Origin of the sequence: Bremerella cremea, from assembly GCF_039541315.1 — a bacterium.
In the GTDB taxonomy this organism is placed as follows: domain Bacteria; phylum Planctomycetota; class Planctomycetia; order Pirellulales; family Pirellulaceae; genus Bremerella; species Bremerella cremea.
Genome location: NZ_BAABFZ010000003.1, coordinates 1,115,847 through 1,130,465, shown reverse-complemented (window position 1 = coordinate 1,130,465; position 14,619 = coordinate 1,115,847). Strand labels below are relative to the sequence as shown.

At 56.2% G+C, this 14,619-nt stretch carries 12 protein-coding genes; 5 read left to right on the top strand and 7 right to left on the bottom strand.

The window, feature by feature from the left end:
• Positions 1-139 precede the first annotated feature (139 nt).
• From ABD890_RS06830 to ABD890_RS06815, 4 genes are all read left to right on the top strand, one after another.
• Complete coding sequence (locus ABD890_RS06830; protein ID WP_345087189.1) at positions 140-1,633, top strand: sialate O-acetylesterase; 1,494 nt, start codon at positions 140-142, stop codon at positions 1,631-1,633.
• 131 nt (positions 1,634-1,764) lie between these two features.
• Positions 1,765-3,261, top strand: coding sequence for a sulfatase family protein (locus tag ABD890_RS06825; protein ID WP_345087187.1), 1,497 nt, complete (start codon positions 1,765-1,767; stop codon positions 3,259-3,261).
• Positions 3,262-3,273: 12 nt separating this feature from the next.
• Positions 3,274-4,770, top strand: coding sequence for a sulfatase family protein (locus ABD890_RS06820; protein ID WP_345087185.1), 1,497 nt, complete (start codon positions 3,274-3,276; stop codon positions 4,768-4,770).
• Positions 4,767-6,275, top strand: coding sequence for a sulfatase family protein (locus tag ABD890_RS06815; protein WP_345087183.1), 1,509 nt, complete (start codon positions 4,767-4,769; stop codon positions 6,273-6,275). The genes ABD890_RS06820 and ABD890_RS06815 overlap by 4 nt, the downstream gene beginning before the upstream one ends.
• 6 nt (positions 6,276-6,281) lie before the next feature.
• Here the strand turns inward: ABD890_RS06815 and ABD890_RS06810 are convergent, their stop codons facing one another.
• The 6 genes from ABD890_RS06810 to ABD890_RS06785 form a co-directional block, all read right to left on the bottom strand.
• Positions 6,282-7,466, bottom strand: a complete 1,185-nt coding sequence (locus tag ABD890_RS06810) for a Gfo/Idh/MocA family protein (protein ID WP_345087181.1) — start codon at positions 7,464-7,466, stop codon at positions 6,282-6,284.
• Between the two features lie 48 nt (positions 7,467-7,514).
• Complete coding sequence (locus ABD890_RS06805; protein ID WP_345087178.1) at positions 7,515-8,849, bottom strand: right-handed parallel beta-helix repeat-containing protein; 1,335 nt, start codon at positions 8,847-8,849, stop codon at positions 7,515-7,517.
• A gap of 115 nt (positions 8,850-8,964) precedes the next feature.
• The gene (locus ABD890_RS06800; protein ID WP_345087176.1) at positions 8,965-9,381 is read right to left on the bottom strand and encodes a hypothetical protein; all 417 of its coding nucleotides are present in this window, start codon (positions 9,379-9,381) and stop codon (positions 8,965-8,967) included.
• 140 nt (positions 9,382-9,521) lie between these two features.
• Complete coding sequence (locus tag ABD890_RS06795; RefSeq protein WP_345087174.1) at positions 9,522-9,710, bottom strand: hypothetical protein; 189 nt, start codon at positions 9,708-9,710, stop codon at positions 9,522-9,524.
• 137 nt (positions 9,711-9,847) lie between these two features.
• Complete coding sequence (locus ABD890_RS06790; RefSeq protein WP_345087172.1) at positions 9,848-10,297, bottom strand: carboxypeptidase-like regulatory domain-containing protein; 450 nt, start codon at positions 10,295-10,297, stop codon at positions 9,848-9,850.
• A 2-nt stretch (positions 10,298-10,299) separates the two neighbouring features.
• Entirely contained in the window at positions 10,300-11,298 is a 999-nt protein-coding gene (locus ABD890_RS06785) for a DUF1559 family PulG-like putative transporter (RefSeq protein ID WP_345087170.1), read from the bottom strand.
• 710 nt (positions 11,299-12,008) lie between these two features.
• On the opposite strand from ABD890_RS06785, the gene ABD890_RS06780 reads away from it, so the two are divergent.
• Positions 12,009-13,703, top strand: a complete 1,695-nt coding sequence (locus tag ABD890_RS06780) for an ABC transporter permease (protein WP_345090848.1) — start codon at positions 12,009-12,011, stop codon at positions 13,701-13,703.
• 93 nt (positions 13,704-13,796) lie between these two features.
• Here ABD890_RS06780 and ABD890_RS06775 read toward each other — a convergent pair whose 3' ends face one another.
• A complete protein-coding gene (locus tag ABD890_RS06775) occupies positions 13,797-14,294 on the bottom strand; it encodes a hypothetical protein (RefSeq protein WP_345087168.1) in 498 nt (165 codons plus the stop codon).
• Positions 14,295-14,619: the final 325 nt, after the last annotated feature.

Sequence of the window (14,619 nt, the reverse complement as noted above, 5' to 3'; positions counted from 1 at the left end):
CTCGAACCTGGTATTTTGACGCCAGAAACTTCCCCATCTGCCCGGTTTGCATGAGGGTCTTACCCTCGAATTACGCCGGAAAGAACGACCTGCCTGCCCAACATGCCAAGCTGACCCCTCTCCAGGATTCATTTCTGCTATGAAACGAAATTTTTTCTGTCTGGTTCTTCTGGTGGTGTGTGCTTTTGCGCACAACGAGGTCCAATCTGCCGATTTGACGTGGGCCTCACCCTTCCAGGATCACATGGTTTTGCAGCGAAATATGCCCGTTGCCATCTGGGGAAAGGGCACGCCTCGCGAGACCGTCGACGTGCAATTCAGCGGCCAGACCGCTTCTGCTGAGGTGGATGACGACGGCAAGTGGATGCTGCACCTGAAGCCGATCGCAGCGGGCGGCCCCCATGTGCTTTCCGCCTCCAGTGCTGGCCAAAAGATCGAGTGCCGCGATGTGCTGGTGGGCGAAGTATGGATCTGCTCGGGCCAATCCAACATGCAGATGGGCTATAAGTCGATACCCGAGATCAATTCCTTAGCGGAGAAAGCCAAGTCGCTGCCGATCCGCTGTTTGCGTGTCACGCAGGACGTCTCATTCGAGCCGCGCGAAAGCTGCGAATGCGAATGGATCGTCGGCCCTGGGGTCAGTGCCGTGGCGACCACATTCGCTTACGATTTGCAGCAAGCCCTCGACGTGCCGGTCGGCGTGATCGAAACATGTTGGGGGAGTTCCTCCATTGAAGGGTGGATGCCGCGATCGCTGGCCAAGCAGTTGCCTCATTTTCAAGCGAAGCTGGAAACATTCGATGCCGAAGACCACGACCGTGTGGCGAAGTTGATTGGCGAAGCGGCTTCCGGCAAACGCTGGCAACGGGACGACAACATCTACCTGCGAACTCGGCCGAATATTCTTTACAACGCGATGCTGCATCCGTTAGCTCCGCTGACCGTTCGTGGCATGGTTTGGTACCAGGGAGAATCGAACTCGCACTCGATCGAGACGATGCAGCAATATGGCGAGACCCTTTCGGTTTGGACGAAGTTTCTTCGAAAGGAATTCGATAACCCAGACTTCCAGATGCTGGCCGTCATGTTGCCACGCTTTGGACGTATCGCGCGAAGCAGTCCCACGAAGGATGTTGAAGATCCGACCGCGCATGGTTGGGCATGGATTCGCGAGTCCCAGGCACGCCTGTTGGAACTTCCCAACACGGCCTTGGCAACTACGATCGATCTGGGGCACATGACCAACATTCATCCCACCGACAAGAGGCCCGTAGGGAAGCGATTGGCGCTGAAAGCTCAAGCACTCCTTTCGCCCGGAAGCGTGGAAGACTCAGGCCCAATGCTCGAAGAGTTGACGGTCGAAGGTTCGACGGCCGTCGTGCATTTCTCGCATGCTGCAGGCTTAAAAACGACCGATGGCAAGGCACCGACGGCGTTCTGGATTGCGGGAAAAGATCGACAGTGGAAGCCTGCCGAGGCGACGATCGAGGGAACCACGGTTCGTTTGACCCATGCCGAGGTGCCCAAGCCTGTCGCCGTGCGTTACGCGTTTGCTTCGTTTCCCGAGGTGAATCTGGTTAACGGGGATGGCTTGCCGGCGGTGCCATTCCGAACTGATCGCGACCAGCCCTAACACGTTTGGCGGATCTGATTGTCTTTGAAAACCTCAAGAAATGGGTGCTTAGGCCCTGATTTCCTGATACCGTGGACCACTGCTCGCTGGCCTCCATGGCTTGATTTCCTACCTATTGTCGAGTCCCTCCCATGTTGCGTTCTCTCTTCGTGATGTCGCTGTTGCTGGTGGCAACTTCTTCACTGTCGGCTGCGGAAACGAGTCGGCCGAACATCATGATCCTGTACGCCGACGATCTTGGATTTGGCGACCTTTCGTGCTACGCCGAGAAAGGAAAGATTCAAACGCCGAATCTCGATAAGCTGGCCGCCTCGGGCATGCGATTCACCGACGGACATTCATCCTCCGGAATCTGTACGCCAAGTCGATACGCACTGCTGACCGGGCGACATCACTGGCGTGATTTTCATGGCATCGTGAATGCATTCGGCAAGTCGGTCTTTCAGACAGAGCGATTGACTATGCCCGAGATGCTGAAGGAAAAAGGTTACGCGACTGCATGTATCGGGAAGTGGCACCTCGGCTGGGACTGGGACGCGATTCGTCGCGGGAAAGGGATCCAGCCGGAAGACTTCGATTGGACCATGCAGATTCCCGACGGACCACTGGCCCACGGATTCGATCATTACTTCGGCGATACGGTCATCAACTTTCCCCCCTACACTTGGATTGAAAATGACAAGGTCGTCGACGTGCCTGACACGATGAAGGACGAGTCGAAGTGGAAGAAGATTAAGGAAGGAAGCTGGGAGTGCCGTCCAGGCCCGATGGTCACCGGATGGGATCCTTACGCCGTGCTGCCGACGTTGACTGAAAAAGGGGTTGCGTATATCGAGTCGCGCAAGGATGAGCAGGAACCGTTCTTCCTATACTTCGCGTTCCCTTGCCCGCATGCTCCGATCATTCCGAACGATGCCTTCGATGGGACCAGTCAGGCAGGGCCGTTCGGAGACTTCGTCGTCGAGACCGACGCGATGGTCGGCAAGTTGCTCGCCGCGCTCGATGCCTCAGGTCAGGCCGACAACACGATCGTCGTTTTTAGCGCTGACAACGGCCCAGAGCATTATGCCTACGCTCGAGACGCCAAGTTCGGTCACTGGTCGCCGGGACCTTTTCGAGGTTTGAAACGCGATGTCTACGAAGGGGGACACCATGTGCCGTTCCTCGTTCGCTGGCCTGGCGTCACGCAACCTGGCAAGGTGAACGATGCCCTGGTTTCGCAAATCGACCTGATGGCTACCTTCGCCGCGGTGATGGGCTATGAACTGCCGAACGACGCCGCCGAGGACTCGCACAACTTGTTGCCGTTGCTGGAAGGGAAGAGCGAGACCGTACGGACCGCCATGGTGCACAATACGTTCGCCAATCAATACGCGATTCGTGAAGGAGACTGGCTGCTGCTGGATGCCAAGACTGGCTACAACTCGAAAGGTTGGAAGGCTTGGGAGCAGCGTCACGACTACCCTGGCGACGACGACCAACCGGTCGAGTTGTACGACATGAAGCAAGATCCAGGTCAGCGAAAGAACGTTGCCAGCGACCACCCCGACAAGGTTGCTTCGCTGCAAAAGTTGCTGGCGAAGATTCGATCGCAAGGCCATTCCGCACCACGATTGGCCCAGCCATAAAGTGAGAGACGCGTGACTCGATCCCTTTGGTTATTTCTGGCGATGGTTGGGCTATTGCCTGGGGCGACCCTGTCAGCAGACCGGCCCAACATTGTGGTCATCTTGTGCGACGACTTGGGTTATGGCGATGTCCATTGTTTGAACCCGGAACATGGCAAGATCGCGACGCCTTGTGCCGATCGGCTAGCTGCCGAAGGGATGATCTTCACCGATGCCCACAGCGGATCGTCCGTTTGCACGCCGACTCGTTATGGGCTTTTGACCGGGCGATACAGTTGGCGGTCGAAGCTGCAAAGTGGCGTCGTCACCGGCTTCGCCCCTTGCTTGATCGCGGAAGATCGCCCAACGGTCGCTTCGTTTCTGAAAGACCAGGGCTACCAGACTGCGATCATCGGCAAGTGGCATTTGAATTTTCAGTATTGCGATCCGCAATCAGGCAAGCCGTACCGGGCAAGTGACTTCAAGTCGCCGCCGGTTGGTACGAAGATTCCCGATGGACCGCTGTCGCGCGGCTTTGATTATTATCACGGCTTTCACCATGCCCGGGATATGCAGACGGTGATCGAAAACGACACCGTGATCGCGCACGATCCGCCGATCAACATGCTCCCGCGTCTGACGCGAAAGTCGGTCGAGTACATTGACCAGCACGCTAACTCGGATGAGCCATTCTTTCTTTACATCCCACTCGGATCGCCTCACACACCGATTTTGCCGACGCCGGCCTGGCAGGGCAGAAGCGGGCTTGGGGATTATGGTGATTTCGTGATGGAGACAGACCATGTGGTGGGGGAAGTCGGCAAGGCTCTCAAGCGAAATGGTCTTCGCGAGAATACGCTCGTGATCTTCAGCAGCGACAACGGTTGCAGTAAAGCGGCTGGCATTCCGAAACTGGCCAAGCAGGGACATCTTGTTAGTGGCGAGATGCGAGGCTCGAAGGCGGACTTGTGGGATGGTGGTCATCGTGTGCCCTTTATCGTTCGCTGGCCGGCGCAAGTCTCGGCTGGTGCACGCTGCGATCAATTGATCTGTCTGACCGATTTGCTGGCGACCGTCGCCGATGTGGTTGGGCACGAGATGCCGCCGGGCTCAGGCGAAGATAGCGTCAGCTTTCTGCCGGCACTCCAAGGCAAGCCGATCGAATCGACACGAAGCGGCGTCGTGCATCACTCCGTCAGCGGCCACTTCGCGTATCGACTAGGGGACTGGAAACTGCTGCTGGCAAAAGGTTCCGGCGGCTGGAGTTCGCCGACCGAAAAGCAAGCGAGCAACGATGCTGGAGGTGTTCAGCTTTACGACATGCAGCATGATTTAAGCGAATCAAACAATCAGTTTGCCAGCCAGCCGGAAACGGCACTGAAGCTTTTAAAGCAGTTGCAATCCGATGTCGATCGTGGCCGCAGCACGACCGGCCCATCGGCAAAGAATGATCTTCACCAAATCGATTTGTGGAAGAGTGAAAAGAAAAAACCTGCCCGTGATACCTTCCCGAAGAAAGCCTCGTCATGAAACTCCCTTTCCGTCTGATGGCATCCCTCATGGGGCTATTGCTGCTGGTCAGCAGTGGCCTGGCGGCCGATCGTCCGAACATCTTGTTCATCATCGCCGACGATCAATCGCCGTACGATTTCAAGTTCTATAACCCGGACAGCAAGCTACAAACGCCGGTTCTCGATCGTCTGGCGGCGGAAGGGATGGTGTTCGATGCGGCCTATCATATGGGGTCGTGGTCTGGGGCGGTCTGCACGCCGTCGCGACATATGGTGATGAGCGGGCGAACCGTTTGGCACATTCCGAGCAAGCAGAACCGCAAAGAGAATCCCAACGAGAACAGCAAGGAGTTAGTGCCACCGAACCTGGCGAACTTCACGATGGGCGCGGTATTCAATCGAGCTGGCTACGACACAATGCGTACCTGTAAACAGGGAAACAGCTATGCCGCGGCGAACAAGCAGTTCACGGTCGTTCACGACGCGACGAAACGGGGCGGCACCGATCAATCTGGCAGCCCCTGGCACGCCAAACAGGTTCTCGAATACCTCGACCAGCGCGAGAAGTCGGCCGATAGCGATCCGTTCTTGATCTACTTCGGTTTCTCGCATCCGCACGACACACGCGACGGCACACCGGAATTGCTGGCCAAGTACGGGGCGACCAACCATGCCGACCCCAAGACATTGCCGGCCGCCAATGCCAAGCAGCCTCCGATGCCAGAGAACTGGTTGCCGAAGCACCCGTTCGAGAACGGTCATCTTGCGGTGCGCGATGAAGTGAACGTGAGTGGTGTTTGGAAGAACCGCGACGAGCAGACGATTCGCAATGAAGTTGGACGCGAATTCGCCTGTAGCGAGAACATCGATATTCAGATCGGAAAGGTTCTCGAAAAGTTGGAAGCGATGGGGGAACTCGATAACACCTACATCTTTTACACCGCCGATCATGGGATCGCGATTGGTCGCCATGGTTTGCAGGGAAAGCAGAACTTGTACGAGCACACGTGGCGGGTTCCTTTCCTGGTGAAAGGACCTGGGATCAAGCCTGGTTCACGTGTCCCTGGCAACATTTACTTACTCGATATCCTGGCGACGATGTGCGATTTGACCGGAGTCGAGCCACCCAAGAGCAATGAAGGAACGAGCTTCAAGCCGGTTCTTTTCGGGGAGCAAGAAACCGTGCGTGACGTGCTGTATGGCGTGTACTGTGGCGGTGAGAAACCAGGGATGCGTTGCGTGAAGAAGGGTGACTGGAAGCTGATCAAGTACGACGTACCGAGTGCTGGCGTGCACGAGACGCAGCTCTTCAATCTCGCCGAGAATCCACACGAGTTCCTTCCGCAGCATCACGAGCCTGAGGTTGCGAAAGTCAGCGGTATTCAGCCAACCGCCGAGCAAACGAACCTGGCAGACGATCCTCGCTATGCGGCTCAGCGGAAAGAGCTGGAGTCGCTGTTGCAAGCAGAAATGAAACGTCTGGACGATCCCTTCACGTTGTGGGATCAGAAGGGACAGAAGTAACGGTGCTTACGAAAGCTCGGCCAACGCGTTGCCGCGATTCTTCAGCGGCAACGCGACTCGCTGACCATTCTGGCAGTGCGAAGCGAAGACGCCGCAAATCATCTCGATCGTCGTGGCTCCTTCGTGGATATCGCAAATCGGAGCCCGGTCTTCGTCGATCGCTTCGATCAAATCGACCCCTGCCCGAACATGGTTGTGAACCGATTGAATCAGCTTCGGATCGTTTTCCGGTTGGTTGACTCCGGCCGAAGTAATCGGCAACCACTTGCGTGGTGGCAATGTTGGATCGAACGGATTGCCGGGAGAGAAGTGCGCGACCGGGTCACGATCGATGTGCCAGGTTACCACCCCTTTGCTGCCAATGATCTGGAAACAGTAGCCATTCCCTTCGGTGCCGTCGTTGGCAACCGAATCGTAATAAGCGGTCACACCATTGCCCATCAAATATTGGGCATGCAGTTCATTCGCGGCGAGCGGACCAAGCCCTTCGGCTCCATGCTTCACATCGCTGGCAGCGACCGGCTTGCCATCCTGCAGCATGATTGCCGAGCAGCTTTGAGGCTGGCCGCCGAAATAGGCGAACAGGTTTACGACGTGGGAACCGAGCACCCACAAGTCCTCTCCACCACCTCGGCGGTCACCTTTCCCTTTGCCTCGAAGTTCGAGCACTTTGCCCATCTCGCCTGACGCGATCAAGGCATCGATGTGAGCGAGGGCTGGGTGATACCGATTGCGATGGGCGATCGCCACCTTCGTGCCATGTTTTTCGGCCGCCGCGATCAAACGATCGGCCTCGGCAGGCGTGCGGACGAAAGGCTTCTCACAGTAAATACCGCGGGCACCTGATTCGATGGCGGCCAGAACCATATCGTGATGCTGATCGGCATGACGAGGCCCCACCGCGACGATCTCTGGCTTGGTGGTCTTCAGCATCTCGTTATAGTCCGCGAAGCCTTGCTTCAAGCCGAGTCGCTGCATCGCCGAGGCCAGGCCCTTCGGGTCGGCATCGGCAACCGCTACCACCTCGGCACCTTCGATCTTGCCCCACATCGTGTCGAGGCCATGCCCGTAGTTACCGCGACCGGTATGGCCAATCACGGCAACGCGTCGCTTCGGTTGGTCTTGGGCCATCGCCAACGTCGGAGCCAACAGGGCAGCGGAAGAAGCAGCGAGAAAGATGCGGCGTTTCATGGGCGAGGTGTGGGGCTGAAGGGTAGCACGAAGGAAAGGAAGAGTGTACTAGTCGGCAGTTGACTCGAAGGCACCCAGGTCCGGAGCCTTGCCTTGATAAGGAAGTTCAACCGGGACGCCGCGATCGATCAGTTGGCTTTCTGGCGACAAATGCAGAAACCGGATCACCGGCAAACTGCCATCGGTCTGGCGAGGCAATGTCAGGTGCTGATCTTCTTTCAAATCGAGAAAGTCGTTCGGGCTGATCTCGAGATTCAAGTCGAACGAATTCGCTTCCAGTTCGCACTTGCTTTCGTCGATATTAATCAAGTCGCGTCGACTGCCGTACGAAAGATTGTTCTTCAGCACATGGCCGTAACCATCGACGTCGTCGGTGTTGTTGGCCAGACGGCACAGCATGTTGAAGTTAGTGCCGTTGCGATAGGCGGTGTTGTTCACCCAGACGCTGCCGCCTGGGTGATGATTGGCATAGAAGCCGCTTGCCTTGTTGCGAACCGCCATGCAGTTCTGTACGACATGCACCGGGATTTCGCGCGGAAGGCGATGGGCAGGCAAGGTTCCGTACCCGCCCGCTTTAAAGCCATTGCCATCGGCCAGGCTCTTAAACTCTGGCGAATAGCCATTCCAGAACGCCCAGCAGTCTTCAAAGCGAACCGCTTCCGACGCGGTGATGCAATCGAAGCCGTCGTCGCTGTTTAGCCAGGCACGGCACCCGCGAAAGACGTTGCCGGTCGATCCTGGCGTGGGATGGCAACCGAACCCATCGACGTTGCCGCCACGGCCTCCCTGGGAAACGGGATCGTGGTTGCGATAGGCATCGCAGTTGAGGAACAGGTTGTCGCTTCCACGAACCGAATAGATGCCGATCGCATGGCCATCGTGCATGCTGAGTCGTTCGAAGATGTTGTGGCTGCCGTTGTTGGCAAAGCAGATCGATTGGGTGTGCCCGGTCATGGTGACCTGGACGCCGATCACTTCGATCCCACGCAAATGAATCCAAGAGCCATCGACCGAGAACGCATGGACGCGACGTCCTTCTGGTTTCACGTCGGTGAAATCGAAGATCGGTTGTTCCTGCTGGTAAGCGAAGTAGCGAATCGGTTTGTCTTCTTCGCCACTCTTTCGCAAATGAATCACATGCGCCCAGATGCGACGCTGCGAATCAATTTCATCGGGTTGAATGCGATAAGTGCCGCCGCGAATCCAAACTGTATCGCCAGCAGCGACGACGTTCTGCGCGTTTTGAATGGAAGCGAAGGGGGCCTCTAGCGTACCGGAGTTCGCGTCGTCTCCATCAGGAGCAACGAAATACTCGGCTGCAGAAATCGGACCGGCAGCGGCCAGCAGCAGTGCCGTCAGCAGAAGGGTTCGGCAAGCGATCATACAGGTTTGTGGGGGAGGGAAGGGGGCTACGCTCGGTCATCGAACGCAGGCAGGAGATCCAAGGTGTGTCTTTGGAGTCTAACACGCCGCCTGGGCCAACGCCACAAACCAGGGTTTATTCCATCTCTTCCAATTCCGCTAAACGCTTGCGAAGACGGGCCTTTTCATCCTCGACCGAAACGGGAGCGGACGACTGAGGAGGATCGTTACGAACTTCATTCTGGAATTTGGATGGCCGACTGACGATCCGGTCTTCGGTGAAATAGACACCACTAAGCATCGAGGTCTTGATATACCCTTGGTGGATGCAGCCATCTTTGTCGCGGTATTTGACCTGGTAGATTCGCGAGTCTTTCTCGCCGAAAAAGCCAGGGCCAAAGGGTGCCCACTGCAGCGAGATGAGCTTGCCACCTCGCCGCGTGACATATTCTCGAACACGGGAATGATCGAGCCCGCCCGCTGCCAGGCGAATCAGCAGGGCAATGCCGCCAAAGACAACAACGATGCCGACGAGGCTTTCATATCCATTCATGATGATTTCCCCGAAGTTCAACTTCGGACCAAACCCAACAGGTGAAAACAGGGGTGAATCTCTCAGGTTATTCGTCCCCCGAAGATCAATCTTGAATCTTCGCGCCTTCGATTACCGGGGAAGCCGATCACCACGAGCAACTATAAATCACCTTTGTTACGCCCGTTCTCGTCGTAGCGGACGAAGGCGAAGTACAGAAACATCACCACGAAGACAGGGATCAGAAACAGAAAGAATGGCGTTACCAGGTACGCGACTCCGACGATCGCCGCCAGAAAGACAAACCACAGCCACCAGGTATCGCGCCACAAGCCGCGGAGAGGCCCCATCGTGTATTCCTTCCAAGATCCAACGTTGTTCCACCTTTTGAGCGGGGCCGAGGCCGCCGCTCGAAAGCTGATTCTACGAGATCGTCACCAGCAAGGCACCACGGGAGTTGGGATACTGGTCGAAGGAGAGATTGCCGCTACGGCATCAGGTTATAGCTGAACACATTCGAGCGACCTGCCGCGACGACCGCACGAAGCTGCGACGTTTGATAGTTGCCGTACTGATCCGGCAGAAGACTGGTGGTGCTGGTCTGCGGTGGAATCGCAGGGTCTTCGCTATCCTGAACGATCTTGTTCTCTGACTTCTTGATCGAAACCTGATAGTGACCTGCCGGAGCGCCATCTTCTGATTCGTAGGTTGTTAGCGAATAGTGCCCGGTCGCGTCGGTCTTGCCATACGCGGTAATCTTCAGCTTCTCGCTTAAGAACATCACCGTAGCACCTTCGACGGGAAGTCCTGCCAGCGTGATGACCCCGGTGACTGGGTGCGTGGCATTGCGACCGGGAAGCAGCCCAGCCTGGTCGACACGGCAGCCCAGCAGCAAAGTGGCTGCGAGCAAAGTCGTGGCGATAAAGATCCGATTCATCGTCATTCGCTTCCAGGCGTATATTCTGCGCCACTCTTACTGCCCATCGATCCCCAGACCCCGTAAGGGCTGGTGCCGGTTGCGACCGAGGTTGCTCCTTGGTTGCCGGCATCGATCGTTTCGGTAATGAAACGGACCGAACCATCGGCGAAGGTTGCCATGACGCCGCCAGGATGGGCGCTCGAGGCGGTGTAGAAACCATCCTGGGCATCATGACTGGCGTAAGCACATTGCGGGCTGTTCGGCGGCAGACAGGTATTCATGGCCGAGTAAGCCGAACCACCATCGGTCCAGCGATTGCCTGGGGCATCGTGCGAAAACGCATAGCCGTTGGACGAATCAAAGGTCAGGGCACATTCGGCCGGCGTGGCAGGTTCGCTGCCGTAGTTCACGTTCGCTCGGTCACGCGAGTGGCTCGGGAAAAGGTGCTCGGAGAAAGCGAGCGTTGTGCTGGTACCATCGGTGATACTGTCGATCGTCGTGTGCTTCACCAGGCCGAAGATCCCGCGTGGATCGAGCGATTCGGTATCGACCGAGTCGCCGGAGCAGAACGTGTAGTTCGAGTTGGCAATAGTATCGGCCGCGAAGTGCTCGTTGCTGGAAGGGCAAAGCAGCAGTTCAATTGGCGTTTGCCATGGCTTCCATTCCTCCCAGGGAACCCGAGCCATGCCGATTGCTTCGATCTCGTTGGCCAGGGCATGTTTACCCATGTACGGCAACAAGCTGATGAAACCGCTTTGTCGCTGATAGGGTGCCATCGGGCCGCCATTGTGTTGGTGCTGACCCAGTCCGCCTTCCCGATAGGGGAAGGCAAGGAACGTGTCGTGATATTCGTGCAGTGCGATCGCCAACTGCTTCATGTTGTTGGTGCACTGCATCCGGCGCGAGGTTTCTCGAGCTTGCTGGACGACCGGCATCAGCAGGCCAACCAACACACAGAAAACGGCGAAGACGACTAGAAGTTCGACCAGAGAGAAACCACCTCGTGTGGAACGATGCATGGTGAACTTGTGCTCCAGGCTGATCTAGTAGAAACGACGGACAAAGTCAAAAACGAACGTCCGTACTACTACTCAAACAGCGTTCCAAACCGACAAGTGGTTTCCGATAGACCGTGTCGGGTCTCCGAACGAAGCATCGAATCGTACCGCAATTACGCTTTGTTTTCCGTAATTCCCAACTCAAGGTACGTTGATTCCCCTAATGATTAATGCGCAACTTTGCCGCATAAAACGTTTTCTTTCTCTCAATTTCGTTATCACTGCCCCGTTGGAAGGGGGTGTGCCGACTCATTGGGCGGCTGCAGCGGGGATTGCCCATTCACTAAGCTTCCTCGCGATAGGTTCCGGTGTGAAGATCGAGCCGATTAGGCAATCCAGGCAACCCGATTGCAGGAGAAGCGATCTCGGACGCGACGAAAACATCCTCAATGCCAAGCGAAAAGCACAAGTCTTTGTCGTAACGTTTTCCGCAGCAGAGACAGGCATCGATTTGAGCAAGAATCAAAGTTCCTTGAGCGGCAATCCAGGCCTTGAACTTGGAGACCCGGATACCAAGTCGCCGGTTTGTATTTACCGAGAGCCAAGAGGGTGCCCATGACGTTTGAGAATCTTAGCCGGAGGGTAGCGTTTCATTCCGCCAGAGGGGTAGAATGGGCAAACCTCGTCATCGAACCAAGAGCCTCTCGCTGCCTGCAAAGGTTTCGCTTCCTATGTATTTGCTCGAGAATCCAGTCCTGCAGCGCGAGTTGCTGGTGAATCTGCGGACGGTTCGTGCGTTTCTTTTGCTGCTTGCTTATCAGATTCTTCTCGCGGCGATCGTCTACTTTGCCTGGCCTCAAGTCGAACGTCTCGACCTCTCTTCCGATCAGGAAGCAGCCCGGCGATTGTTCGATCTGTTCTTCCTGGGGCAGTTCGTGTTGGCCTCGTTGATGGCCCCGAGCTTTGCTTCCGGAACCTTAACCGGCGAGAAAGAACGGAAGACGTATGAGATGTTGCTGGCCAGTCCGCTCAAGCCTGGGGCGATCGTAATTGGCAAGCTGTTCGCATCGCTCGCTCACCTGGCGCTGCTGATCTTCACATCGCTACCAATCGTGATGTTATGCCTGCCGCTGGGTGGTGTTTCGCTTTACGAGTTGCTCGCTGCGTACGCGATCTTGATGGTGGCGGTGGCGACGTTTGGCATGATCAGCGTGGCGTGCAGTAGTTTCTTTCAAAGAACCTCGGCGTCGCTGGTCGTTTCGTATCTGTTGATCTTGCCGATCGCTTTGGCCGGAGCGTTCATCTGGCAGATGCTCGGCGAAAACGGCGGTCTACGCTTGTTAGTGTTGTTGGTCACGGTGCCGCCATTGGCTGGTGCGACGATCGTGCTTTTGTCCTTATACACCGCGCGGACGCTGCTTTACCCGAACGACGTCGGCAGCGAAGGAAAGGATGTCGTCGACCTCGAAAAAGAGGCTCGCGAAGCAGTGGGGCTGGTGATCCAGCGGGATCAGTTTCCCGATCGTTTATTTGCTCCGCCGAAGCGAACGCAGCTTCTGGAAGACCACCGGAACCCGGTTTACGACAAAGAGATCCACAGCGAAATCTTCGCCCAGGGAACCTTGATGCTGCGTCTGGTGATTCAGATCAGTATGTTCCTGGCGATTCCGTTGATGGCGGTCTGTCTTTACTTCAAGCCGCAGTACGCTCCCTTCTATATGGCGTATGTGATTTTGTTCAACGTGCTCGTCGGGCCCGTTTTCTCGGCGGGAAGTATTACTTCCGAACGGGAACGTGAAACGCTCGACTTGCTGCTGACGACCGAGATCTCTCCCTGGATGATCTTGTCGGGGAAGCTTGTTGCGGGCTTCCGTGTTTCGAGCGTGCTAACTGGCTTTTTGCTGTGGCCGCTGCTGTTGGCTTGCGTGATGGTTCCGTATTACTGGACCAATTGGCTTTCGGTGATCGCGTATTTATCGGTCATTCTGGTGACTTGTGTCACGACGTCGATGTTGGCGTTGTTTTGCTCGGTGATGTTCCGCAAGACATCGCATAGCTTGATGTGCACCTACCTGGTGATCATCGCTTTGTTCTGCGGAACCCTGGCGTTCGACTACTTCGCCCAACTGGCATTCGCCCCGCCCGTGGATACGAGCGAAACCCAATACGAAGTGGTTTCCTCCACAACGCGAACGGTTGAGCCTCGATTGTCGGCGGTCGCTCAGGTCTCGCGCGACCTTACCGTCGTGAGTCCGTTCTCTGCTTTGTGGGACGTGCCACTGAAAGTCGATCTCGACGGTGCGAAAGACAACGACGGCAACTGGGCGCGGTTCGGTGTCTATATGGCACTGGCGATCGGAATGAACTTCTTTATGTTCATCACCATGGTCTGGCTGTTCCGCACTCGTTGGCGAGTCGCTTACTAGGCCCGTCGGCTTTTCAATGTTCCCATAAAAAAAGCGTGCCATAGCTCTTACGAACTATGGCACGCCGGGAAAGATTGAATTGGTGCGTCGCTTCTAGAACGGCGACTTGTCGACTGGCGGTTTGCCCGAGGCCATCCGCAGCGGAGCCATGATGCTGCCGAAGATGTCGTCGACCGAACTAGTTCCATCTTCGACGATCACGACACGGTCACCGGCTTGGAGCTGGTAATCGTATTCATACGGGATCTGGCCCGCGTGGTGATCATACTGCGAAATCAGCTTCTGAGGCTGACCACCTTGATGCTGTGGGAATCGCGAGATGGCGATGTGGAATCGCTTGTATTTGCTTTCGACACGCGATTGATCGACGGCGGCTTGTAGAGTCGGAGCCGCATGGAGCGGAATCTTCTGCGTCGATCTCGTCCCTCTTTCTGGCGATTGCATTTCGACCAGGATCATTGGCTGGTTCGGCGGTGCTGGAGCCTGGTCTGGCGTGACGGCCGAATCGGAAGTCGGCACAGTGCTGCAGCCGCTGCCCAACATGATGATGGCCAGCACGGGGAAGGTGAACAAAGGAAGTCGATAGTTCATCTTCACAATCCCTTGCGAAGTAATTGTTAACCGGGGGAGCGATCTCGTCGGCGCATTTTTTTATGCACAGTCTCAATACTCGGTATCGGCATTCTGGATTACGCGAGTTGAATCGAATCCAAAGAAAATTCGGATCAGGAAAGATAGGCAGGTGCATGCACGCTAGCCAGCCCAGAATCGGACGCAGAACTAACCCTTGCGGTGGGCAAATTGAGGTTAACCGAAGTAACTCGTGCTATCGGCACTATCGTCAAGATTAACGATTGAGCGACCCGTACAGCCGGCAAACTTACTCTCCAACTCCAGACGATTATTCCACCGATAA